We start from the raw sequence: 22,472 nt of genomic DNA on the forward strand, positions 1-22,472 counted from the left end.
CTTTACGTCAGTTCTTCTCTGCAGTCCCCACCGGTTTTGCGGTCCAAACCTGATTGCCTGTGCGCTCTTGTGCATTCCGCGGCGTTTCGTCCGCTCAACATCATTCGTAGAAATATCATGCCGGAAAACCAAATCTCCTCCTTCGCCAGCCTGGCGCTGAACGACGCGTTGCTTCGCGTATTGTCCGAACTCGGTTATGAACTGCCCTCGCCGATCCAGGCCGCCACGATCCCCGTCCTGCTCGAGGGCCGCGACGTGCTCGGACAGGCCCAGACCGGCACCGGCAAGACCGCGGCATTCGCATTGCCCATTCTGAATGGAATCGATATCCGGCAGCAGGCCTTGCAGGCGCTGGTGCTGGCGCCGACGCGCGAACTGGCGATACAGGTCGCGGAGGCGTTCCAGCGCTATGCGACGCATATTCCAGGCTTTCACGTGCTACCCATCTATGGCGGCCAAAGCTATGGCCCCCAGCTCAGCGCCCTGCGGCGCGGCGTGCATGTGGTGGTGGGCACCCCGGGACGCGTGATCGACCACCTGGAAAAGGGCTCGCTCGATCTCTCCCGGATCAAGACGCTCGTGCTGGACGAGGCGGACGAGATGCTGCGCATGGGTTTCATCGACGATGTCGAGCACATCTTGCAGAAGACGCCCGCGTCGCGCCAGACAGCGCTGTTTTCCGCGACCATGCCGGGCGCGGTGCGGCGGATCGCGCAAACCTACCTGCGCAATCCGGCGGAAGTCACCATCGCCGCTAAAACCGGTACCGCCGAAAACATCCGCCAGCACTACTGGCTGGTCAGCGGACTGCACAAGCTCGATGCCCTTACCCGTATCCTGGAAGCCGAGCCGTTCGACGGCATGATCATTTTCGCCCGCACCAAGCTGGGTACCGAAGAACTGGCCGGCAAGCTGCAGGCGCGCGGCTTTTCGGCCGCCGCCATCAACGGCGACATGGCGCAGCAGCAGCGCGAGCGCACGATACAGATGCTCAAGGACGGCAACATCGATATCCTGGTGGCGACCGACGTGGCCGCGCGTGGCCTCGACGTCGAGCGCATCAGCCATGTGATCAATTACGACGTGCCCTACGACCCGGAAAGCTATACCCACCGCATCGGACGCACCGGTCGGGCGGGACGCAGCGGCGAAGCGATCCTGTTCATCACGCCGCGTGAAAGGAACCTGCTGAAGGCCATCGAGCGGGCGACGCGCCAGCCGGTATCGCCGCTGACCCTGCCCAGCATCCAGGATGTCAACAACGTGCGCATCTCCCGCTTCAAGGACCAGATCAGCGAAGCGCTGGCCGCGGACGGGCTGGATGTGTTCCGGTCGCTGATCGAGGATTACGAGCGCGAGCACAATGTGCCGGCGGTGGAGATCGCAGCAGCGCTGGCGAAGATTGCCCGTGGCGACATGCCGTTTCTTCTGGAAAAAAATGGCCGCGAAACGAGGGACGAACGCCCGCGCTTCGAAGACGGCGCTTCGGATGCCGGCCGACCGGAACGCGGCGGCAGGAGCGAGCGCAGCAACCGGGTCTTCGCGGAACCTTCGCATTTTGAACGCAGCGAACGCGGCGAAAGGCCGCATAGGGAAGACAGGCAGGACCGGCGCGATGCCGGCGACCGCCCGCACCCGCCGAAAAAGGACCGCGTGCAGCGCCCGCCCGAAGTCGGCATGCAGAGCTACCGCATTGAAGTCGGCTACGTTCACGGCGTCAAGCCGGGCAACATCGTCGGCGCCATCGCCAACGAAGCCGGTATTGAATCCAGGCATATCGGCCGCATCGAAATCTATGACGACTACAGTACGCTGGATCTGCCGGCGGACCTGCCGGAAGATCTCCTGCGCCACCTGCGGACCGTATGGGTGGCCAACCAGCAGCTCCGCATCAGCCGCGAGGATGCCGGCGCGCGCAATGACGCGCACGGCGGCGTTGCCATGGCGCCCCCTGTGAAGGAGCGCCCGGCCGCGCCGCACAAGGAGCGCAAGGATCACAAGGAGCGCGGCGAGGCCAACATGCAGACCTACCGCATCGAAGTCGGGCATGCGCATGGCGTGCGGCCGGCCAACATCGTGGGCGCCATTGCCAATGAAGCTGACCTGGATCCCAAGCTGATCGGGCGCATCGAGATCTACGACGACCACAGCATGATCGACCTGCCTAAGGGCATGCCGAAAGACGTGTTCGAGCTGCTGAAGACGGTATCCGTCTCCGGCCAGCCGCTTCGCATCAGCACGGCGGCGGCACAGCAGCCGCGCGAGTCGGGCCACGCCGGCAAGCGGACCTTGTCTGCGCCTGTCGACAAGGGCGGCAGGAGTGACAGGGGCGGCGAATTCCGGAAAGGCGCGGGGAACAGGGGCGTGGAGACGCCGAAGTCCAAGGCCAAGCCGCATCGCAAGGGGCAGCGCAACGCCTGATGCATGAACGGGCGCAGACGATTTACGGAGCGAATCATGGAGATGAAAAAAATCAATGCCGGCAAGCTGCGTGCGATCGGCTACGACCCGCGCGCGCGCATCCTTCGGGTCGAATTCGAGGATGGCAGCGCGATCGACTATTCGGGAGTCGGCACCGAAGTCTGGCGCAAGCTATCGACCTCCGGTTCCGCCTGGAGCTATTACCGCGACAACATAGAGGAAGAATTTACCGGCCGCCGGGGCACCGTCCAGCAACAGGGAAAGGCCCGGCAGCAGCTCGATGATCTTTTCAGGGCGCCGGATGACGACCCGGCCACCTGAAAGGAAGCGGCGATACTGGATGCCGCTTCCCATCGTTGCCTGGCGAGACTTCAGCCCCCGACTTCCCGGATGCCGATGACGGTGCCTTCGCGCCGCTGATCCGCGCCGCCGTATTGCTTTCCGTTCTTCAGGTCGATCACGATGCCCTGCACCGAGCCGATGGTGGAGGCGCACGCCGGCGCACCGTTCACCTGCGGCACCTGGTGCCCGAGCGCTGCCAGGCCCTGCAGGGTTTCCGCCGTGATACCTCTCTCGCAGGTAATGGTGCCGGCGGCACTGGTCACGGACCAGCGGGGCGCATCGATGGCTTGCTGGATCGACATGCGATGGTCGACAAGATTGAGCGTGACATTGAGCACGGAGTTGATGATGGTGGCGCCGCCGGGAGAGCCATAGGCGGCGACGGGCTTGCCCTGGTAGAACAGCATGGTCGGCGACATCGACGAACGCGGCCGCTTGAACGGCTCGACGTCGTTGGCGCCGGGGTTGCCGGTGGCGGCGTTACGCGTCGGAGTGAAGTTGAAGTCGGTCAGCTCGTTATTGAGCAGGAAACCGTATCCCGGCACGACGATGCCGGTACCCCAGGTGTTTTCAATCGTGGTCGTATACGACACCACGTTGCCGTCGCGATCGACCACCGAGAAGTGAGTGGTATGGACACCCTTTTCCTCTTCCAGGCCGGCCAGCCTCAGCGGCGCATCGCCAGCGTCGGCGGTATCGCAGGCACGCGGATCGCCGGCCGCAGCGGTCGCCAGCCGCTGGTCCGGCTTGATCAGCTGTCGCCGTTCGGACAGGTAGCAGGAAGAGATCAGGCCTCGCTTCGGTACCGGCACGAAATCTTCGTCACCCATCCACACCGCGCGGTCTGCGAATCCCAGGCGCATTGCTTCCGTCATCACATGCAGGGTGCGGGTACTGCCGAAGCCGAAGCCCTGGTCGGCGTCACCGATCGGAAACTGTTCCAGCATCTTCAGCATCTGGATGACGGTAAGCCCCCCGGATGACGGCGGCGACATCGATTTCACTTTCACGCCGCGGTAATCACCTTCCACAGGCTGGCGAATGGCGACATCATAGGCTGCAAGATCCGATAACGCCATGCGGCCGACGCCGGCACTGCCCAATGCAGGATTGCTGCGCTTCTGCGCCTCGACAATCGCTTTCGCGATCTCGCCCTTGTAGAACACCTGGCTGCCCTGGGCGGCAATCAGGCGGAAGGTCTTTGCCAGGTCGGGCTGGCGCAGCAGGTGGCCTTCCGGCAATGGCGCTCCGCCGGGAAGGCGGAACAAGGCTTGCGCCTCCGGTTGCAGCGCGGTGCGCTCGTTGTTGATGTCGGCCGAGAGAAAGCGGTTGATACGGAAGCCGCTGTCAGCCAGGGTGATGGCCGGTTGAAGGGTTTGCGCCAGCGACTTCGTACCCCATTTCGCCAGCGCGGTTTCCACGCCCAGGACGGTGCCCGGCACGCCGACCGAATGGCCGCTGGTGGAAGCGGCGGCAAACGTCTGGTTGAGGAACATGTCCGGGGTGGCGGCTGCGGGCGCCTTTTCGCGGGAATCGACAATGAAGGTTTCATTCGTCTTCGCAAGGTGAATCATCATGAAGCCGCCGCCGCCGATGCCGGAAAACTGCGGCTCGACGACATTGAGCGCGAACTGGATGGCGGCTGCCGCATCGATTGCGTTGCCCCCCTCTTCCAGCATGCGGGCGCCGGCCTCGGCCGCCAATGGATGCGAAACGGAAACCACGCCCTTGCGGTAAGCCTGCTCCTGCGCGGCGAGCGTATCGGGAAACGTGCGTGCCGTATTTTCGGCAAAAACCAGGCCGGCGCTCAAGGCGGCGGCGAGGGGAAGGATGCGCAATGCGCGCGGCATCATCTTGCTCATGTGAACCCTTTCTTTTCGATTCGTATGATTGCTCCCTGCAAGGGAGCAAGGTCTCGTGTCGGCCTGATACCTGTCGCCAAGCCAAGCGCATCCGCTGCACCATCCTTGGGCACGCGGCAGTAATTGAAATCTACTAATCGGCATCCGCTTTGCCAGTGCTTCACGCCTGGGTTTGAGCGCGATCAAGCGAAACGGCATGCTGCAAATACCAAAGGCATCGCCATGTCCGGCGCGTGGAGTAAAAGCGTAAAATTCTGTAGACTTGCAGTTTGGGAAGAAGAACAGCTAGAACAGCAAGAACAGGTAGAACAGTCTGCCACTGGCTTCACATTGAATCAGACTTCCATGCAATTCCGCTGCTGCATTCAGTCAGTGCTTCATTTATGCATATCGGATGCTGAAATGACATGCCAGCGCTCATGACGACAACGAGCTTAATGTTCCGAGCAACACTATGGTGAATGACCTTGAAGCAGACGTGAGTGCGGTATCGCGGATCGACGCCGTTCCCGCGATTCTTGAAGTGATCTGCCGTACCAGCGGCATGGGCTTTGCCGCAGTAGCGCGGGTGACCGAGGACCGGTGGATTGCCTGCGCGGTGCGCGACGATATCAACTTCGGCCTGAAGCCGGGCGGCGAACTGAAGGTCGAAACGACCATCTGCAACGAAATCCGGGCCAGCAGAAAGGAGGTTGTCATCGATCATGTGGCCGAAGACTCCGTCTATTGCCAGCACCATACACCGGCAATGTATGGTTTCCAGAGCTACATTTCGATGCCCATTTTCTATCCCGATGGTCGCTTCTTCGGCACCCTGTGCTCCATCGATCCCAGCCCCGCAAAACTGAACCGTCCCGAGATCGTGAAGATGTTCAGGCTGTTCGCCGATCTCATCATGTTTCATCTGCAGGCCCAGGACAAGCTTGAACTCGCGCAGGACAACCTGCGGCATGAGCGTGACATGGCCGCCCGGCGCGAGCGTTTCGTCGCCACGCTGAGCCACGATTTGCGCAACCCGCTGGCCGCAATCGATGCCGGGGCGGAAATCCTGAAAATGGAAAGCCTCGGCAGCCGGGGAGCAACCGCGCTGCAGATGATTCAGCGCAGCGTGCAGCGGATGGTCGCGCTGGTGGACGACGTTCTGGATGTGGCGCGCGTGCGGCTGGGCACGGGAGTGCCGGTGGTGCGCCGGAACATCCTGACTCAGGCGGACCTGGAACAGGTGATCGATGAACTCCGGAGCGCCTGGCCGGACCGCGAGATCAGGACCGCCGTTGCCATTTCGCGCGACGTACCTTGCGATCGCAGCCGGATCAGCCAGCTTTTTTCCAATCTTGTCGGCAATGCATTGGCACATGGCGCGAGCGATGCGCCGGTCCATGTGGAAGCAAACTGCCGTGACGGGGTCTTCGAGTTTTCGGTTGCAAACCAGGGCACACCGATTCCCGCGGATATGCTGGAGACGCTGTTTGAACCCTTCTCCCGCCATTCGAACAGCCACCAGAACAGCAGGATAGGGCTTGGCCTCTACATTGCGTCGGAAGTTGCGCGCGCCCATGGCGGCACGCTTCATGTCTCGTCTGCCGAAGACGGAACGCGATTCTGGTTCCGTATGCCGCTGTCGCAGGAGGCGGAAAACGACATCGGTGACAATGCCGGCCATGACAGGTCAGATGACAAGGCGAACGCAGATTGAATGACTAGAGCGGTTTCACCCTGACCTGCCTGCCGATCCCGGACAGGATGCTGCCGGCACTGCGCTGTGACTCCTTGCCATGGCTTGGCCATGTCGCGTCGTCACGCCTTGTTCCAGCGGCACTCTGCCTCGGCCTCGACTAGGCCGGTCAGGGCGAAAACGCTCTAGCTGGAACAATAGCGCGGCCCCTCGGAGCTAACGCTCCTGCAAGCCGGGCCGGATACTCCCCATCTCGATCATCTTGGCAAGGTGCGGCAGGCTGATGCCGCACCTTGCCTGCCTGTCAGAATGTATGACGCACGCCAAAACCGATGGTGTCTGCCGATTCGAAGCCGGTCTGCTTGTCGCGGGAATAGACCGCATAAACATCCGTTCGCTTCGACAGGAAATGGTCATAGCCTATCGATGCAGTGTTGCGCTTGTTGTCCGGCAGGCCGGCGCGCTCGCGCTTGGTATGCGCCCATTCCGCCAGAAGCGCCCCGCTCTGCGTGATCGGCACGCGCACACCGACATCATGAGTACGGGTATTGCTGGACACGCCGCTGCTGTCCGTCTTCGCGAGCGAGCCATACACCTTGACAGCCTTGAAATCATAAGTCGCACCCAGCAGATAGGCGTTCTGCTGTGCCAGCGGTGCGGTGACCGGCACCCGAAAACGCTGCGCGGAAAACGCCGCGCTGAAATTCCCGTTGACGTAATTCGCATGCAGGCCGAGGTTGGCCCGCCCGCTGCTGCCGGGCACCTCGCCGAGTCCGTAGATGATGTTGCCGGCCAGCCCGCCGACTCGTGGCGTGGCGTACTGGATGGTGTTGTTCCAGACCGTATCGCCGATCAGTGCTCCGTTATAGGTACCGACGAAAGATTGCAACACCAGCGGCGAAAACACGACCGAGACGCCGAACGGGCTCAGCGTACCCATGTTGATATAGGTCGGATTGGTCTGGCGGCCGAAGGTGAGACGGCCGAAGCGGCTATCGACGCCGACGAAGGCATTGCGCGCGAACAGGCCATCGACCGCGTTGCGGCCCAGACCGCCGGTGTCGGTCTGGAAGAAGCTCTCCAGCGCGAATATCGCCTTGTAACCGCTGCCCATGTCTTCGCTGCCCCGCACGCCCCAGTACGAGGTAGTCAGGCCGCCGTGACCAAGCTGCGTGACGGCGGCGGGTCCGCCGCTGCGCTCCGATTTCGCTACATAGGCACCGACCAGTCCGTACATCTGGACCTGCGTAGTCTGTTGTGCGAACGCATTCAATGCCGCGCCCGCAACGATGAAGCCCGCTCCAAGCCTCATCATGTTATTTGTTTTCTTTTTCATTGTTGTCATACCGGGTTAAAGGAATAAAAACTTCAAGCCTTTGCAAGCCTTTGCGAGGTCTTGCGCGACATGCCTCCCTGCCTCGCACTCAAAGGCACAGCCACAGGCACAGGCGAATTGACTATCTCTTTACTGTTATTGCCGCGTCCTCACTGCTTTTCAATCTTTGCCTTCTCGATCACCCCGCCCCATTTCGCGATATCGGAGGCCAGCAGGTTCTTTGCCGCATCCGGAGTGCCGCCCTGCGCGACCACGCCGAGTTCCAGCAAGCGCTTCCTGATGTCCGGATTCGACACCGCCGTATTGATCTCCTTGTTCAGACGGTCAATGACGGCCTTGGGCGTGCCGGCCGGCGCGGCCAGGCCGTTCCACGAGGCCGCCTGGTAGTTGGGCAGTCCGCTTTCTCCCACGGTGGGCACGTCCGGCAAGCCCGAAAAACGCTTCGCGGAAGTCACGCCAATGACATTGAGATTGCCGGCCCTGATCTGCGGCAGCGTCGGACCAAGAATCTCCACCGCTGCATCGAGCTCACCAGTGGTAACCGCGGTAATCACTTCAGGCGTTCCCTTGTAAGGGACAATGAGTGCATCGATGCCGGCCATCGAAACGAAGAGTTCGGCGGCCAGGTTCTGCGTGCTTCCCCGATTGATGGTGCCGATATTGAGCTTGCCCGGATTTTTCCTGGCGTAGGCAATCAGATCGGCGGCATTCTTGACTGGCAGTTTCTTGTTGACGATCATCGCCAGATCGAAGAAACCGAGCGTGGAGATGGGTGTGAAATCTTTGAGCGTGTCGTACGGCAGCTTCTTGAACAGGCCGGCACTGACCGCCGTGCCGTTACTGATCAACAGCAGCGTATAGCCATCCGCACTTGCCTTGGCAACCGCATCCGCGGCCACGATGCCGCCGGCACCCGGACGATTTTCAACAATGATCGGCTGCTTCATCGATTCCGACATTTTCTGCGCTACCGTCCGCACGGTAAGGTCGGCGATTCCACCGGCCCCGAAAGGCACGACAATCTTCACCAGCTTGCTGGGATAGTCCTGTGCGAATGCGGACGCGGACATTACGAGCGACAGCGCCGCAACGCAGCACTGCATATTTTTCATTACTTGTCGGATCATTGACGCACCTTGATGATTGGAGAGAATGTCGTGCTCTTGGCGGCACGTCATGCCGACGGCAGAGCGCCGGCTGAAGCTGTTCGGAGGACTTGGTGGTCCCACGCCGCTTCATTTCGGGCCGATTATGGAACAGCGCCGATACATGAACAATACGATATCAGCGCTAGCTGCTATAGCAGATTGTTATAACAGAGCGTGATGGCAATACTTGCAATGAAGGTGGATTGCAGACAGTTGAAGGGGGATGGCGTACTGCATCGTAGCCGCTGGTGGTGTGCGTTCGAAATTTGTTGAAAGCAAATGTGGCGAACTCCTGTCGAGACAAGGAAAAAAGCACAGCAAGGCCGGGGCCTTGCTGTGCTTTTTTGACGCAGTATCGGCGGCATGATTCTCGCCCATCATTTGATCAAAAAATTTTAACTCGCACCACTAGGTACCCAGTCAGGATTCGCGCAGGATATCCTTGGCCACCTTTTCCAGCAGCTGCAGCATTGCCTGCTGGGTGCCGGTCGCGGGGCGACGGGAATTGATGGCAATGAACAGTTTCGAACGCAGGCCCGGCTCGACAATACGACGCATCGAGTAACGCTTCGGATGCGCTGCGGTGGTCACCGCGTTACGCGACAGGATGGCCTTGCCTGCGCCGTCGGCCACCAGGTCGAGGATCGCGCCGACACCATCGACTTCCATTGCTATCTTCGGCTGCACGCCGATATTGATGAGCTCCGTTTCCACATGCATGCGCAAGGCATTCGGTCGGCTGGGAATGATCAATGAATGCTTGCCGATGTCGCGCAGCTTCACCGGCTTGCCGCCACCCGTATCTTCCAGGCGCTGCACCAGCAGCAATTCCTCCTCCACCAGCGGAAGCAAGTCGATTTCCGGCGAGGGCAAGGCGTTATAGAGAAGTGCAATATCAAGGCGGCCGGACAGGAGGGACTCCTGCATGGTCTTCGACAGTCCCTCACCGATGGAAAGCGTGGCCTCAGGCATCAACGCCTTGAATTCCCGTGTGATAGGGACGGTCAGGATCTTCGACAGAGTGGGCGGAAGTCCGATCGCGACTCGGCCGGCGAGCGAGCCGTGCACTCGCGACAATTCCTCGCGCAGGCGATCCATCTGGTGCAGCACGCCGCGGCTGTGTTCCAGCAGGACCTTGCCGGCTTCGGTGAGGGTAACGCCGCGGCCGTTGCGCAGTAGCAGGGTCTGGCGCAATTCCACTTCCAGCAGCCGCACCTGCCGGCTCAGCGCCGGCTGCGCGATGTCCAGCGCGGTGGACGCCCGGGTAAAGCTCCCGAGTTCGGCGACACGCACGAAATAGGCAAGTTGCTTGATGTCCATGATGCTGCTCCGACCGGCTAGGAATCCCCGAATGAAATAGGTGCACCAATGATATAGCAAATCGCGATAGCTGCTAGAACGCGCCAGGTCTTACTCCAGGCTTGCAACCGATGGAAAATGCGCGCTATGCAAACCTCCATCAACACCCTTTTCATGCGCGGCGGGACCTCACGCGGTCCTTTCTTCGCCGAGTCCGACCTCCCGGCCGACAGGGAAACACGCGATCGTGTCCTGCTTGCCGTCATGGGCTCTCCCGACATGCGGCAGATCGACGGATTGGGCGGCGCACATCCTCTGACGAGCAAGGTCGGCATCGTCCGCCGCAGCAGCGTGCCGGGCGTCGATATCGATTTCCTGTTTGCCCAGCTGCAGCCGGACAAGGAGTCCGTCGATACCACGCCCAACTGCGGCAACATGCTGGCCGCCGTGGTGCCCTTCGCCATCGAAACCGGCCTTGCACAGGTTCAGGGCGACGCCACCACCCTGCGCGTGCTGACCCTTAACACCGACATGCAGTGCGACATCACCGTGCAGACCCCCGGCGGCCGCGTCGCCTACAGCGGCGACGCGCGCATCGACGGCGTGCCGGGAACCTCGGCGCCGATCACCATCAATTTCCTCGATACCGCCGGTTCGGTATGCTCAGGGCTTCTTCCGACCGGCAAGGTGCGGGACGTGATCGACGGCATTGAAGTCACCTGCATAGACAACGGCATGCCGCTTGTCATGTTCAAGGCCGAGGCAGTCGGACGCACTGGCTATGAAAGCGTGGCCGAGCTCAATGCCGACACCGAACTGAAGGCCCGCATCGAGCGGCTGCGCATCGCCTGCGGCCATGCCATGGGCCTGGGCGACGTGAAGGAGAAGAACTATCCGAAGATGACGCTGATCGCCCCGCCGCGCTCCGGCGGCAGCCTGAACACCCGCAGTTTCATTCCGCACGTCTGCCACGATGCGATCGGCGTGCTGGCCGCGGTAACGGTCGCCACCGCCTGCGTGTTGAAAGGCTCGGTCGCCGAAGGCGTTGCCAGGGTGCCCGAAGGCGGCATCAAGCAGATTTCGGTCGAGCATCCCACCGGCGAGTTTTCAGTGGAGCTCGAACTCGATCCGGCCAATCCCCAGAATGTCACGCGTGCAGCACTGCTGCGCACAGCCCGCCTCATCATGCGCGGACAAGTCATGGTCCCCACATCGGTATGGAACAAAGGAGAAACAGCTTGATCATCGATATCCACGGCCACTACACCACGGCTCCCGGAGCGCTGGAAGCCTGGCGCAACCGCCAGATCGCCGGGCTGAAGGATGCGACGCTCGCGCCGAAGGTCTCCGAACTGCAGATCAGCGACGACGAACTGCGCGAGAGCATTGAAACCAACCAGCTCGCCAAGATGAGGGAGCGCGGTTCCGACCTCACCATCTTCTCGCCGCGCGCCAGCTTCATGGCGCACCATATCGGCGACTTCAATACCAGCGCCACCTGGGCTGCGATCTGCAACGAACTTTGCCATCGCGTCAGCAAGCTGTTCCCGGACCACTTCATCGGTGCGGCGATGCTGCCGCAGTCGCCTGGCGTCGATCCGGCCACCAGCATTGCCGAACTCGAAAAATGCGTGAAGGAATACGGCTTCGTCGCCATCAACCTGAATCCGGATCCCTCCGGCGGCCACTGGACCAGCCCGCCGCTGACCGACCGCCACTGGTATCCGATCTACGAAAAGATGGTGGAATACGACATCCCGGCAATGATCCATGTCTCGACGTCCTGCAATGCCTGCTTCCACACCACCGGCGCGCACTACATCAATGCCGACACGACCGCCTTCATGCAGCTGCTGCAAGGCGACCTGTTCAAGGATTTCCCTACCCTCAAGTTCATCATTCCGCATGGCGGCGGCGCGGCGCCGTATCACTGGGGCCGTTACCGCGGGCTGGCGCAGGAAATGAAGAAGCCGCCGCTCAAGGACCATCTCCTCAACAACATCTTCTTCGATACCTGCGTCTATCACCAACCGGGCATCGATTTGCTGACCAAGGTAATTCCGGTCGAGAACGTGCTGTTCGCATCGGAGATGATCGGCGCGGTGCGCGGCATCGATCCGGAAACCGGGCACTACTATGACGATACGAAGCGCTACATCGAGGCGGCCAGCCTGAGCGATGAAGACCGGCACAAGATTTTCGAGGGCAATGCACGCCGCGTCTATCCGCGTCTGGATGCAGCCCTCAAGGCGAAAGGACAATGACGATGACGACTCCGCTCTTCAACCAACTGGGCGTGGTGAAACGCAACATTGTCCGCGCTGATGCCGCAGCAACCGCGCAGCTTGCCAAATACGGCAGCGCCACGGTGCATGAAGCGATGGGCCGCGTCGGCCTGATGAAGCCCTACATGCGCCCGATCTACAGCGGCGCGCAGGTGTCCGGCACCGCCGTCACCGTGCTGCTGCATCCGGGCGACAACTGGATGATGCACGTCGCAGCGGAACAGATCCAGCCGGGCGACATCGTGGTCGCCGCTGTTACCGCGGAGTGCACCGACGGTTACTTCGGCGACCTGCTTGCCACCAGCTTCATGGCGCGCGGCGCCAGGGCGCTGATCATCGACGCCGGCGTGCGGGACGTGAAGGTGCTGACCGAAATGGGCTTTCCTGTCTGGAGCAAGTCCATCAGCGCCAAGGGCACCATCAAGGCGACGCTGGGCTCGGTCAACATCCCGGTGGTATGCGCCGGCGCCCTGGTCAATCCGGGCGACGCGATCGTGGCCGATGACGACGGCGTGGTCGTCGTGCCCGCCGCCGATGCGGTGCGTATTGCCGAAGCCGCGCAAAAGCGCGAAGCCCTTGAAGGCGAGAAGCGCGAGAAGCTGGCCTCGGGCGTGCTGGGCCTGGACATGTACAACATGCGCGGCCCGCTGGAAAAGGCCGGGCTCAAGTATGTCGACTAGAAGAACCGCTGGCATCATCATGGACATCGATTCAATAACTTTCGCATTGGCCGCATTGGCCGATGCGGTATCCCGAACATCTGAAGAAATAATATGGTGATGGAATTCGTTAAAACTCCAGGCTGGCTCGACTGGCATCCCGATCCAAGCACACCCCGCTTCCAACTGCCGGCCGGCGCGGTCGACGCGCATTGTCATGTATTCGGCCCGGGCGCCGAATTCCCGTTCGCCGCGGAACGAAAGTACACGCCTTGTGATGCCGGCAAGGCGCAATTGTTTGCACTGCGCGACCATCTCGGCTTCTCCCGCAACGTGATCGTGCAAGCTACCTGCCACGGCGCAGACAACCGGGCGATGATCGATGCCTGCATTGCGTCCGGCGGCAAGGCGCGCGGCGTGGCGACCGTCCGCCGCGGCATCGGCGACCAGGAGTTGCAGCAATTGCACGACGCTGGCGTGCGCGGTGTACGGTTCAATTTCGTCAAGCGCCTGGTCGACTTCACGCCCAAGGACGAGCTGATGGAAATCGCCGGGCGCATAGCGCGCTTCGGCTGGCACGTGGTGATCTATTTCGAGGCGCAGGACTTGCCGGAACTATGGGATTTCTTTACCGCGCTGCCGACCAAGGTAGTAGTCGATCACATGGGCCGCCCCGATGTCAGAAAGCCGGTCGACGGCGAGGAGTTCGCGCTGTTCATGAAATTCATGCGCGAGAATCCGCAGGTCTGGAGCAAGGTCAGCTGCCCGGAGCGCCTGTCGGTGCGCGGACCGCGGGCGCTGAACGGCGAACGGGAAGCCTACCGCGACGTGGTGCCATTCGCCCGGCGCATTGTCGAGGAATTTCCAGATCGCGTTCTTTGGGGCACCGACTGGCCGCATCCCAATCTGAAGGATCACATGCCCGACGACGGATTGCTGGTCGACTTCATCCCGCACATTGCGCCGACCGCCGAGCTTCAGCGAAAACTGCTGGTGGACAATCCCATGCGCCTGTACTGGCCGGAAGAAGTTTGAGTTCGATCTAGAGCGTTTTCACCCTGACCGGCCTAGTCGAGGCCGAGGCAGAATGTCGCTGGAACAAGGCGTGAAGACGCGACATGGCCAAGCCATGGCAAGGAGTCACAACGCAGTGCCGCCGGCATTCTGTCCGGGATCGGCAGGCAGGTCAGGGTGAAAACGCTCCAGGCTCCTTCCTTCATTCCGCGTCATTGTCCAGATTGGCACGGACCCGCTGGAGCAATGTCACCAGCATGCCGCGCTCGGCGTCGGCCAGTCCCTTGACGGCGACACTCGACAGGTGCCGTCCCTGAAGCCGCAGGCGCCGGAAGACTTCCTGGCCCGCAGCCGTGACCTGCAGGCGAACGCTGCGGCGATCCGCCGCATCGGTACTCGCTTCGAGGAAATCCCTATCCCTCAGCCCCTTGATCAAACGCGCAAGCTGGGCCTTGTCGCGCCCGGTATGCGCGACGAGATCGCTTTGCGTTGCTCCAGGGTGCCTTGCAAAGTAGCCAAGCACCTTGGTTTCCATATGCGTCAGGTCATGTCCACCTTCGCGAAGCGCCCGGTACTGCCGGGAGCGGTAGAGATGCATGATCGCGTGTATGGACTCGAATACCTCGTCGGAAATGTCAGACATGCTCGTGGTCGCATCCTTGGTTTTTTGGTTGACTTTCTCATCTTGTTTTTTCAAGATAGGAGACATTATCAACCAAAAGGCCAACACAATGAAAACTGGCTCGCATCTCTTGCGGGATTCGCATGCATCGCACGCACGTCATGCTCAGCGGGTTGGTATGAGATAAAACAGCGGGGTGTGGAAGTCGTCAATATCAGACCGGTCGGCGCCAACTTTATCAGCATTACCTTCTGAGGCGACGCATTGCGGGATTTTGAAACGGCCTCGTTCAAAGGTCATGTCAAATTCACATTCTCCGACGCGGTCGAGGACGTGGTGCGCTAGGACTACACAGTCAGCGGACAACAAAATGCCTCATAAATGGACAACAAAGTCCAATTACATTCCTGATGGCTTGGTTTGCAGGATATTCGCACTGTGTTGCCCACTTCATTCTGCATGACAGAAAATTTAGACTTTGTTGCCCACCCTGGCTGTGCGGCCGCAGTGTTACCCTAACCCGCCACTCGCGACTAATTTTCCTTCGACAGCAGACGACCCTTACCGGCCGGAAGGATCTCTGGATAGCGGACATTCAATGTAGAAGCGATAGCATCCAAGCCACGGAGCGAAGTGCGAACCAAAAAGCAAAGCTCTTTGGCCGCATTCGATTTGAGCTATCAGATAACCTATTGACTGCTCACTGAGACCCACTTAGCGGGACATAGAGCGCGGTAGCTGAACGAGAACCGGTCAGGCGCTAGCGCTCCTGACATGAACAAAGATATACGCGTAGGGTTCGCCAATGACTTGAAGCGGCCGTTCTCCACGCGGGTTGACGTACCATAGTGGCTTGTCACCGTCCTCATTCATGCTTGCGTTCCAGGACTTTGAAGAGTGCCGCTACCTGCTGCTCGCCATACCCAGCCGCGACGGCTTTACCGAAGATCGCCGAGGCCGCGGTAGGAATATCCGCGTTGATGTTTGCCTCGGCCGCGTGCTGGCGATGCAGTTCGAAGGTATCCACCACGACTTTTACCGAGCTCTCAACGGACTCATAGGTGCCGGACTCGATAACCTCAGCCTCATGCCTGACCATTTCGTCGATGGCAGGCATCAACTGGCTGATCGATGTACCAAAATCAGCTACCGATAGACCTTCCGCACGGTAAATGTTCGCACCGTGGTAAAAACCGAGCAGTGCATTGAGCAAAAACGAAAGCGTCGCCAAATCGACCGTGGACGCCAAGCCTACCTCTTCGCCGAGATAGCGGACGTTACCTGTCAGATGCGCTAGCAATGGGAGTACCTTTTGGTATGCGGCCTCCTGTCCTGAGACAAATATGATGCCAGCCTCGCCGCCAATCTGATTCGGCGTAGCCAGGATCGCACCATCAATGTAATCAACATTGCGCTCGCTGGACCAGCGTTCGCTATCGCGGGCTTCCTGCGGCGTTCCGGTGCTTAGTTGAAGTAGCACTTTCCCCTTTAGGGCTTCCGTCACGCCTCGAGCATCAAGGATTTCCTTAGCCGTCGGGTAGTTGGATACGCAAACCAGCGCGACCGGACTGGCCTGTACCGCAGTCAGTACGTCCTTAGCTAAGGTTGCGCCGTTTTGTACCAACGGCTCCGCTTTTGTGCTGGTACGGTTCCAAACGGTAACCTTGACACCTTTGTTTAATAACGTCTTTGCTAGTGCCATCCCCATGGCTCCCAGTCCAATAATTGATATCGCATTCATTACAAGACACTCCCTGTCAGATATATGGAAAATCGAGAACTCCGACGTCGCGTCGGATGCATCATATTCCTCGGAATGCGCGACTGGTTCGCGCACAAATCGATCTTCGAGAGCACAAATCGACGGCAAAATGTCCGCCATGGGTGAGTGATATACTGATTTCCAAACTTTGTAGGACGTGCGCAACAATGACTTCCACTTCCACGCTCACCTCGGCGCCATCAAAATACCCAAATGCTGGCGCAAGCTTAGGTCCTCACGTTCATGCCAGTATTGAGCGGCGCTTGCCCGGTTTCGTGACCGTGCATACGCAAGCGGACAACTTCATCAAAGTGCATGCTGGACCGCTCGATTGCGCATGCAATACTCGCTTGCATTATCGCGCTGGCGACGTCGACATCATGCCTGCCGGGATGCTAGAGGAATGGGAAGAATTTACGCCGAGTACGACCCTGGTCGTGAAACTCCCCAACGCAATTTTGAGGGATGCTGCGGAACAGGCGGGTGTGGGCGCGCGAATGAGTGGACTGGAGGCCCGCTTCCAAATCAGGGATCCTCAAATTGAGCACCTTGCGTGGGCTCTTAACGTTGAACGTGCAGATGCCTATCCTGGCGGAAGAATATATACCGACTTGTTGGGAATGGCGCTGGCAATCCATTTGCTTGGACGCTATGGCGCCCCACCGCTTCCGTACGGCGGCTTGGGAAAGCGCCAGTTGCGCAAGGTGACGGACTATATCGAAGATAATCTCGACCAAGACTTGGCGCTGGCGCGACTGGCTGCCCTCCTTGATATGAGTGTTTCTCACTTTAGTGCTCTTTTTAAACGCGCCGAGGGAATTCCGGTCCATGAATACGTTATCCGCCGGCGTGTTGAACGAGCTAGAACGCTTTTACAAGTCAGTAACCTCCCTGTGAGTCAGATTGCCTTGGATGTAGGCTTCGCCCACCAGAGCCACCTTGCGCGGTGGATGCGGCGCCTGCTTGGCGTAACGCCTACCGACTTGCGTAGACGTTCGACAAGCTAACGGCTGTCGAATAGTCATAATTGACCGTAGTCCGAAGCTAAACTGCCGTTGACCGTACCCTGCATGAGCAACGAAGGATCGGAACAGAAGGCCAGAAACCGCCGTGGAGGGCAGTGGCGCCTTTCTCACGGTGGTCGACGGCTATGGACCACCTTTCCGACATTGACGTCTAGGACTCGAAATGGCGCTATCGACCCTAAGCTGCCATATCCGCATCCCCATAGCTGCCGCTCACTTGCACATCCTGACAGGCGCGCACCATCAAGGCGTTTTCACACGACCTAGACCAAATGCGAACATAACGATGCATTAATCTCATTGGCTTTTCGTTTGCCAAGCCAAGCATTTATTGAAGTGATCGCCTGCAAAGATTAAATCATGAAAAAAGCCCCGTGGATTCACGGGGCTTCCAGTACAGAGAAGGATGTTCAGGAGCAGGTGTAGCTTGACGCCACGTTCGGATCGCCACTGGTGTAGGTTGCCTTTTGGGGATACAGGCAGAGCGGGCGGCTCTTCTGTCCCAGCGTGGCAGTAGCCGGTGCCGTGGCGGTGATCGTGCCGGGCGCAGTACCATTTTCAACCCAGTCGGTCAATAATCGGTACAGCTGATCGTTGGTCGGCAGCGGCGGGTTGGCAGTAGGGTTGGACGTGCCATTGGCAAAACCGTGAGCCATGCCCGGTACTAGGTAGAAACGATAGAAGCTCTGGATCGCCGGAATGCCCCCCATTTGTGCCGCAACCCGATTGTAATAGTTGACCGTCCCTTGCGGCATGATCAGTGTATCCGCCAAGCCGTGGTACGAAAGCAGCTTGCCGCCACGGTTTCTGAAGGCGGACAGATCCGGGTTGTCGGTATTGATGTTCGCGAACTGCGGCTGTAGTGCCACGCCTCGATCTGAAGCATTAGCTAGTTCCGCGTAGGTCAGGCTTTTCCAGCGGTCGGCACCATTGCCGGTGGCGTTTCGGAACAGATTGCTGGCCAGCAGCGGATTCTGCAGTTCCAGGGCGACCATCTCGCTGGCGATCGGGAACTGAGTAGCGCCGCCAAGTCCTGCATTCAAATCGGTACCACGCGTGAGGCCGTACCATTTCTGGCTGCCGCTCGGCGTGATGCTCCAACCGTTGTCCGCCGCTGGATCTGGCACGCTGCCGTCGACTGTTTGACCGTACCAGATCTTGTTCATGGCAGTTGCCTGCGTCAGGTTGACGCAGTTGGCAGTCGTATTCGCTCCGGTGATGCCGACACCTGCTTGCCCGTTGCATAGGACGTTCGCGTCCTTGCGCGGATCATAGGTGCACTGCGATGGATCAGGAATGTAGCCAAGTTTGACACCCCCGACTGTACCGCACGCGTCGATGGCAGCATTCGACATGAGACTCAGCTGGCCAGCCGTGAGATTCACGCCGCCAAGATCACGCTGGTAGACGATCTGTGGGTACAACTCGGCGGTGATGAACTTGGTCCAGTTGAATGCCGGCGCTCCTGCCAGGATACCGTCGAAATCGGCGGGGTTGGCTTGCGCTTCCTTCATGCCCTGACGTCCACCAGTAGAGAAACCATTGAAGTAGGAATACCGGGCGTCACGGCCGTAGTAGGACTTGGCCAGTGCCTTAGTTTTAACGGCCATCTCGTGGATGGCGCGCTCGGAAAAGTCACGCCAGAGCGCAGTATTGATGGTGCCGTCCGGGTTCATTGCCCAGGACGCGTCCCGTCCTGGGACTGTGCCGGTGTGACCTGTATCGGTCGATGCCGACACTGCGCCTTCAACCATGGCCGTAGTAGCCACCGAGCCGGAACTGCCCGAGCTTGTTCCAACCAAGGTCGTGGTGGAGCGTTCGGCCGTGCCTGCCCAGCCACCGCCGCCCTTCAGATGCAGGCGGTTATTCCAGTTGGCTGGTGCCGGCAGCCAGACTTCAATGCCAATGCCAGGCGAGGTCGACGGCGCGTCTGCAGGGCCAGTATTGCCGGGACCGACATTGAGCTTGACTACGCAGACGTCATTGCTTGCCGTAGGCGTTGTCGGCGTAGCAGCGCCGGTCAGTAGCAGTGGCTCGCCCTTCTTGAAAGACTTCACCATGGTCACCGTGGTACTGGCATCCGGGGCGAATGCCGTTTTCATGCTGTCGTCGCAAACCAGGGTGGACTGGGGAGCCTGCTGCGGCGCTTGATCGGAATTGTCGTCGCTGCTACCACAGCCGACCAAGGCAGCGGCGGAACCGCCGGCCATCAACGCCAAAGCAACACGTATGGCAACGCGCACGTTGGAAAAGGATTGCATCGCTATGTCTCCATCTCATTGAATTGGAGTGCTCATCTTACGATTGATAACGCAGGATACGCAAAACATTTCTTGATAACGTTTTCATTCAATAATTTACGCCCATAAAATGCACTATGATGCATATCTCTCTAAAGAAATGCTTTTTTGTTAATGAGGTGCAATACGTCTCAGAGCTTTAACCGAATCCTTCCGTTTGTGTGGTCAACGGGAATAGGCTCTATTGCCAACACGATGTTGATGAGAACAATAGTTGGAAAGTCGATCGAGGAACGGTGACAATTGGCTTTTTATCCAATGCCCCATTTTGTGATGGCAGATCCTAATCTTCTAAAAGCACGGCCGGGCAACCCAGTGACCATCCATGACGTGGCCGCGCTGGCCGGGGTGTCCTTGGTTACCGTCTCCCGCGCTTTCAACGATCCAAAACAGCTTTCGCCGAAAACCTTGGCGAAGGTGCTGGCAGCAGCCGAGAAGACAGGATATGTTCCGAATCTTTCGGCAGGCAGCCTGCGTTCTTCCAAGACCCGCCTCATTGCTGCATTTGTGCCGACATTGCAGGGCCATTTCGCGTCCATGATTCAGGCCCTGACCACTCGATTTGCAGCGCAGGGATATCAGGTCGTGCTGGGCCAAGTTGGGTACTCCATAGAACAGGAAGCTGCCATGCTGCGTACCGTTATCGGCCGGCGTCCGGACGGGATCGTGCTGGCCGGTGTCACGCACTCCGCGGAATCACGCAAGCTCCTGGCTTTCTCCGGCATCCCGATCGTCGAAACGTGGGATGTGACGCCTGAACCTATCGACATGCTGGTGAGTTTCTCTCACGAAGACACAAGCGCGCAAGTATGTAAATTCCTTGCTCGCAAAGGCCGATCCAAGATCGCAGTCATCAGCGGCAACGACCCGCGTTCCCTGCGGCGTAACGACGCCTTCCTTAAAGCTGCGCAGGAACTGGGAATGGCGCTACCGATGATACGGACCGTATCGGTCCCAACGACCCATGGTGCCGGACGGGCGGCACTGTCTTCTCTGCTTTCCGAGCATACCGATATCGATGCTGCTTATTGCAGCTCCGACATGCTTGCCATGGGTGTACTCACGGAGGCGCGTGTACGCGGAATTAAAGTGCCGCAGCAGCTTGCGGTTGTCGGGTCGGGCGACCTCGACTTTGCCGCGACGCTCGATCCAAGTTTGACCACGGTGCGTATCGATGGGGCTCTGCTTGGTCAGACGGCAGCTGAGTTCATCATTGACCGCATCGAAGGAAAAGAAAGAACGGAGAAGACAGTAAGCATCAGCTTGCCCATCATTGAACGGCAGAGTGCCTGACCAATGAACCAAAATTTCCTACGCTTTCTCGTTTGCTTTTTGATGGGGACTTTGCTGCTCAGCCATGCAGCACCCGCAATTGCCGACACTGAAAAGCCATGGCCGCTAAGGCCAATTACGCTCGTCGTTCCCTTCCCTGCAGGCGGATCAATCGATGCGATCGGTCGCCTGCTTGGGGACAGGCTAAGCAAAGAACTTGGACAACCGATCATCATCAGCAACCGCCCAGGGACGAATGGCTCGCTTGCTTCCGATGCGGTCGCGCGTGCCGTTCCCGACGGTTATACGCTGATCCTGACCAGCATCGGCACCCATGCCATCAATCCCTTGGTCAACCCACGGGTCAGGTATGATGCCAAGCGGGACTTTACTCACATCTCCATGGTTGCCCAGACAGCGAATGTCCTACTGGCTTCCCTTTCGTTTGGTGGAAAGACCCTTGAGGACGTTGTGGCTCAGGACAAAATCAAACCGCTCAATGTCGCGATAACCGGTTATGGATCGTCAAACCATGTTGCCATGGCGCTGTTCAGGCAGACTGCACATCTCCGACTTAATGAGGTGGTCTATAAGGGTGATGCCGTTGCCCTTAACGACATGCTGAATGGCCAAGTAGACCTGATGTTCGTAAATTACTTGGCAGCGCTTCCTCACATCAAGGCGAATCGTTTACGTGCTCTTGCCGTCACGGCGGCAGCACGAAGTGAGTTGCTTCCGGATGTGCCGACAATGAGTGAAGCAGGCTTTGAGGTTGCCATCGAAGCCTGGATCGGACTTGCTGCCCCAGCCAATCTACCTGCACCGATTGCAGAGCGGTTAAGCTCATTGGTTAGAAAAATTCTTCTCACACAGGACATGCAGGAGAGGCTAGCAGCAGGTGGGGCCTCAGTGATCCCCAGCATACCGCAGGAAGCAACTTCTCATATCGCGGAAGAGATTGCGAAGTGGACCAAGGTCGTGAGAGCGGCGCAAATCGTTTCCGAGTAAGTCGCGCCGTAGGCGTCGTCAGGGCATCTGATTTTTCAGAATCTCGCGTCCGTACATTTCACAACGGCTCCTTTTGGCCGGGCCCAGCAGAAGATCGCTTTCTTGCGGTTGGCGGCTATTAACCACTTTCCGGACGGTGCTAGGCAGGGCGGGAAATGCCGAACGCGACCCACAACAGCCCTACAGTTTCCTCGGAAGCGGACCTTCGGCGTTATGCATGAGCGGTGAAGCGTAGGACAAAACGGCATTTAAATCGGCCGCTGGATGAAGGAGTCAGGCTCCTCGCGTCGGAGCCTGCGGAAAGCTCTTGCTCGACTCATGAATGTTCACCCAGGGCAACTTGCCCTCGCAATAGATACTTAGGGAATCTCTGCAAAAGTCGTCCGTTTTATTGTGTCATGCGTTAAGCATGTAGGCTTGAAACGGAAGAGGGAAATCTGAC

Annotated in this window: 17 protein-coding genes; 10 read left to right on the forward strand and 7 right to left on the reverse strand. The window is 59.2% G+C overall.

Annotated features, from left to right (window positions below):
* Positions 1-117: 117 nt before the first annotated feature.
* Both RY831_RS16825 and RY831_RS16830 read left to right on the forward strand, forming a co-directional pair.
* Positions 118-2,421: a DEAD/DEAH box helicase gene (locus RY831_RS16825; RefSeq protein ID WP_326507536.1), complete on the forward strand. Its 2,304-nt coding sequence runs from the start codon at positions 118-120 to the stop codon at positions 2,419-2,421.
* 36 nt (positions 2,422-2,457) lie between these two features.
* Positions 2,458-2,742 carry a KTSC domain-containing protein gene (locus RY831_RS16830; protein WP_326507537.1) on the forward strand — a complete coding sequence of 95 codons (285 nt, stop codon included), beginning with the start codon at positions 2,458-2,460 and terminating at the stop codon, positions 2,740-2,742.
* Positions 2,743-2,792: 50 nt separating this feature from the next.
* Here RY831_RS16830 and ggt read toward each other — a convergent pair whose 3' ends face one another.
* A complete protein-coding gene (gene ggt, locus RY831_RS16835) occupies positions 2,793-4,625 on the reverse strand; it encodes a gamma-glutamyltransferase (RefSeq protein ID WP_326507538.1) in 1,833 nt (610 codons plus the stop codon).
* A gap of 454 nt (positions 4,626-5,079) precedes the next feature.
* Here ggt and RY831_RS16840 point away from each other — a divergent pair, with 454 nt between their 5' ends.
* The gene (locus RY831_RS16840) at positions 5,080-6,321 is read left to right on the forward strand and encodes a GAF domain-containing sensor histidine kinase (RefSeq protein ID WP_326507539.1); all 1,242 of its coding nucleotides are present in this window, start codon (positions 5,080-5,082) and stop codon (positions 6,319-6,321) included.
* Between the two features lie 283 nt (positions 6,322-6,604).
* On the opposite strand, the gene RY831_RS16845 is transcribed toward RY831_RS16840, so the two are convergent.
* The 3 genes from RY831_RS16845 to RY831_RS16855 form a co-directional block, all read right to left on the reverse strand.
* The gene (locus RY831_RS16845; RefSeq protein WP_326507540.1) at positions 6,605-7,615 is read right to left on the reverse strand and encodes a porin; all 1,011 of its coding nucleotides are present in this window, start codon (positions 7,613-7,615) and stop codon (positions 6,605-6,607) included.
* Between the two features lie 170 nt (positions 7,616-7,785).
* The gene (locus tag RY831_RS16850; protein ID WP_326507541.1) at positions 7,786-8,748 is read right to left on the reverse strand and encodes a Bug family tripartite tricarboxylate transporter substrate binding protein; all 963 of its coding nucleotides are present in this window, start codon (positions 8,746-8,748) and stop codon (positions 7,786-7,788) included.
* A gap of 456 nt (positions 8,749-9,204) precedes the next feature.
* Complete coding sequence (locus RY831_RS16855; protein WP_326507542.1) at positions 9,205-10,104, reverse strand: LysR substrate-binding domain-containing protein; 900 nt, start codon at positions 10,102-10,104, stop codon at positions 9,205-9,207.
* Positions 10,105-10,230: 126 nt separating this feature from the next.
* On the opposite strand from RY831_RS16855, the gene RY831_RS16860 reads away from it, so the two are divergent.
* The 4 genes from RY831_RS16860 to RY831_RS16875 all read left to right on the forward strand — a co-directional run bounded on the left by RY831_RS16860 (position 10,231) and on the right by RY831_RS16875 (position 14,062).
* Complete coding sequence (locus RY831_RS16860; RefSeq protein ID WP_326507543.1) at positions 10,231-11,325, forward strand: 4-oxalomesaconate tautomerase; 1,095 nt, start codon at positions 10,231-10,233, stop codon at positions 11,323-11,325.
* Complete coding sequence (locus RY831_RS16865) at positions 11,322-12,347, forward strand: amidohydrolase family protein (RefSeq protein ID WP_326507544.1); 1,026 nt, start codon at positions 11,322-11,324, stop codon at positions 12,345-12,347. Before RY831_RS16860 ends, RY831_RS16865 begins: the two co-directional genes overlap by 4 nt.
* 2 nt (positions 12,348-12,349) lie before the next feature.
* Positions 12,350-13,048: a 4-carboxy-4-hydroxy-2-oxoadipate aldolase/oxaloacetate decarboxylase gene (gene ligK / locus RY831_RS16870; RefSeq protein WP_326507545.1), complete on the forward strand. Its 699-nt coding sequence runs from the start codon at positions 12,350-12,352 to the stop codon at positions 13,046-13,048.
* Between the two features lie 96 nt (positions 13,049-13,144).
* Positions 13,145-14,062, forward strand: a complete 918-nt coding sequence (locus RY831_RS16875) for an amidohydrolase family protein (RefSeq protein ID WP_326507554.1) — start codon at positions 13,145-13,147, stop codon at positions 14,060-14,062.
* Positions 14,063-14,243: 181 nt separating this feature from the next.
* On the opposite strand, the gene RY831_RS16880 is transcribed toward RY831_RS16875, so the two are convergent.
* Entirely contained in the window at positions 14,244-14,684 is a 441-nt protein-coding gene (locus RY831_RS16880; RefSeq protein ID WP_326507546.1) for a MarR family winged helix-turn-helix transcriptional regulator, read from the reverse strand.
* Between the two features lie 844 nt (positions 14,685-15,528).
* A complete protein-coding gene (locus RY831_RS16885) occupies positions 15,529-16,404 on the reverse strand; it encodes an NAD(P)-dependent oxidoreductase (RefSeq protein ID WP_326507547.1) in 876 nt (291 codons plus the stop codon).
* A gap of 188 nt (positions 16,405-16,592) precedes the next feature.
* On the opposite strand from RY831_RS16885, the gene RY831_RS16890 reads away from it, so the two are divergent.
* Positions 16,593-17,432: an AraC family transcriptional regulator gene (locus RY831_RS16890; RefSeq protein WP_326507548.1), complete on the forward strand. Its 840-nt coding sequence runs from the start codon at positions 16,593-16,595 to the stop codon at positions 17,430-17,432.
* Between the two features lie 428 nt (positions 17,433-17,860).
* On the opposite strand, the gene RY831_RS16895 is transcribed toward RY831_RS16890, so the two are convergent.
* Entirely contained in the window at positions 17,861-19,711 is a 1,851-nt protein-coding gene (locus RY831_RS16895) for a tannase/feruloyl esterase family alpha/beta hydrolase (protein ID WP_326507549.1), read from the reverse strand.
* Between the two features lie 282 nt (positions 19,712-19,993).
* On the opposite strand from RY831_RS16895, the gene RY831_RS16900 reads away from it, so the two are divergent.
* Together RY831_RS16900 and RY831_RS16905 are read left to right on the forward strand one after the other, a co-directional pair.
* Positions 19,994-21,043 (forward strand): LacI family DNA-binding transcriptional regulator, encoded by a 1,050-nt coding sequence (locus RY831_RS16900; RefSeq protein WP_326507550.1) that lies wholly within the window; start codon positions 19,994-19,996, stop codon positions 21,041-21,043.
* A gap of 3 nt (positions 21,044-21,046) precedes the next feature.
* A complete protein-coding gene (locus RY831_RS16905) occupies positions 21,047-22,030 on the forward strand; it encodes a Bug family tripartite tricarboxylate transporter substrate binding protein (RefSeq protein ID WP_326507551.1) in 984 nt (327 codons plus the stop codon).
* Positions 22,031-22,472: the final 442 nt, after the last annotated feature.

Source organism: Noviherbaspirillum album, from assembly GCF_035916955.1.
GTDB classification, from domain to species: Bacteria; Pseudomonadota; Gammaproteobacteria; order Burkholderiales; family Burkholderiaceae_D; genus Noviherbaspirillum; species Noviherbaspirillum album.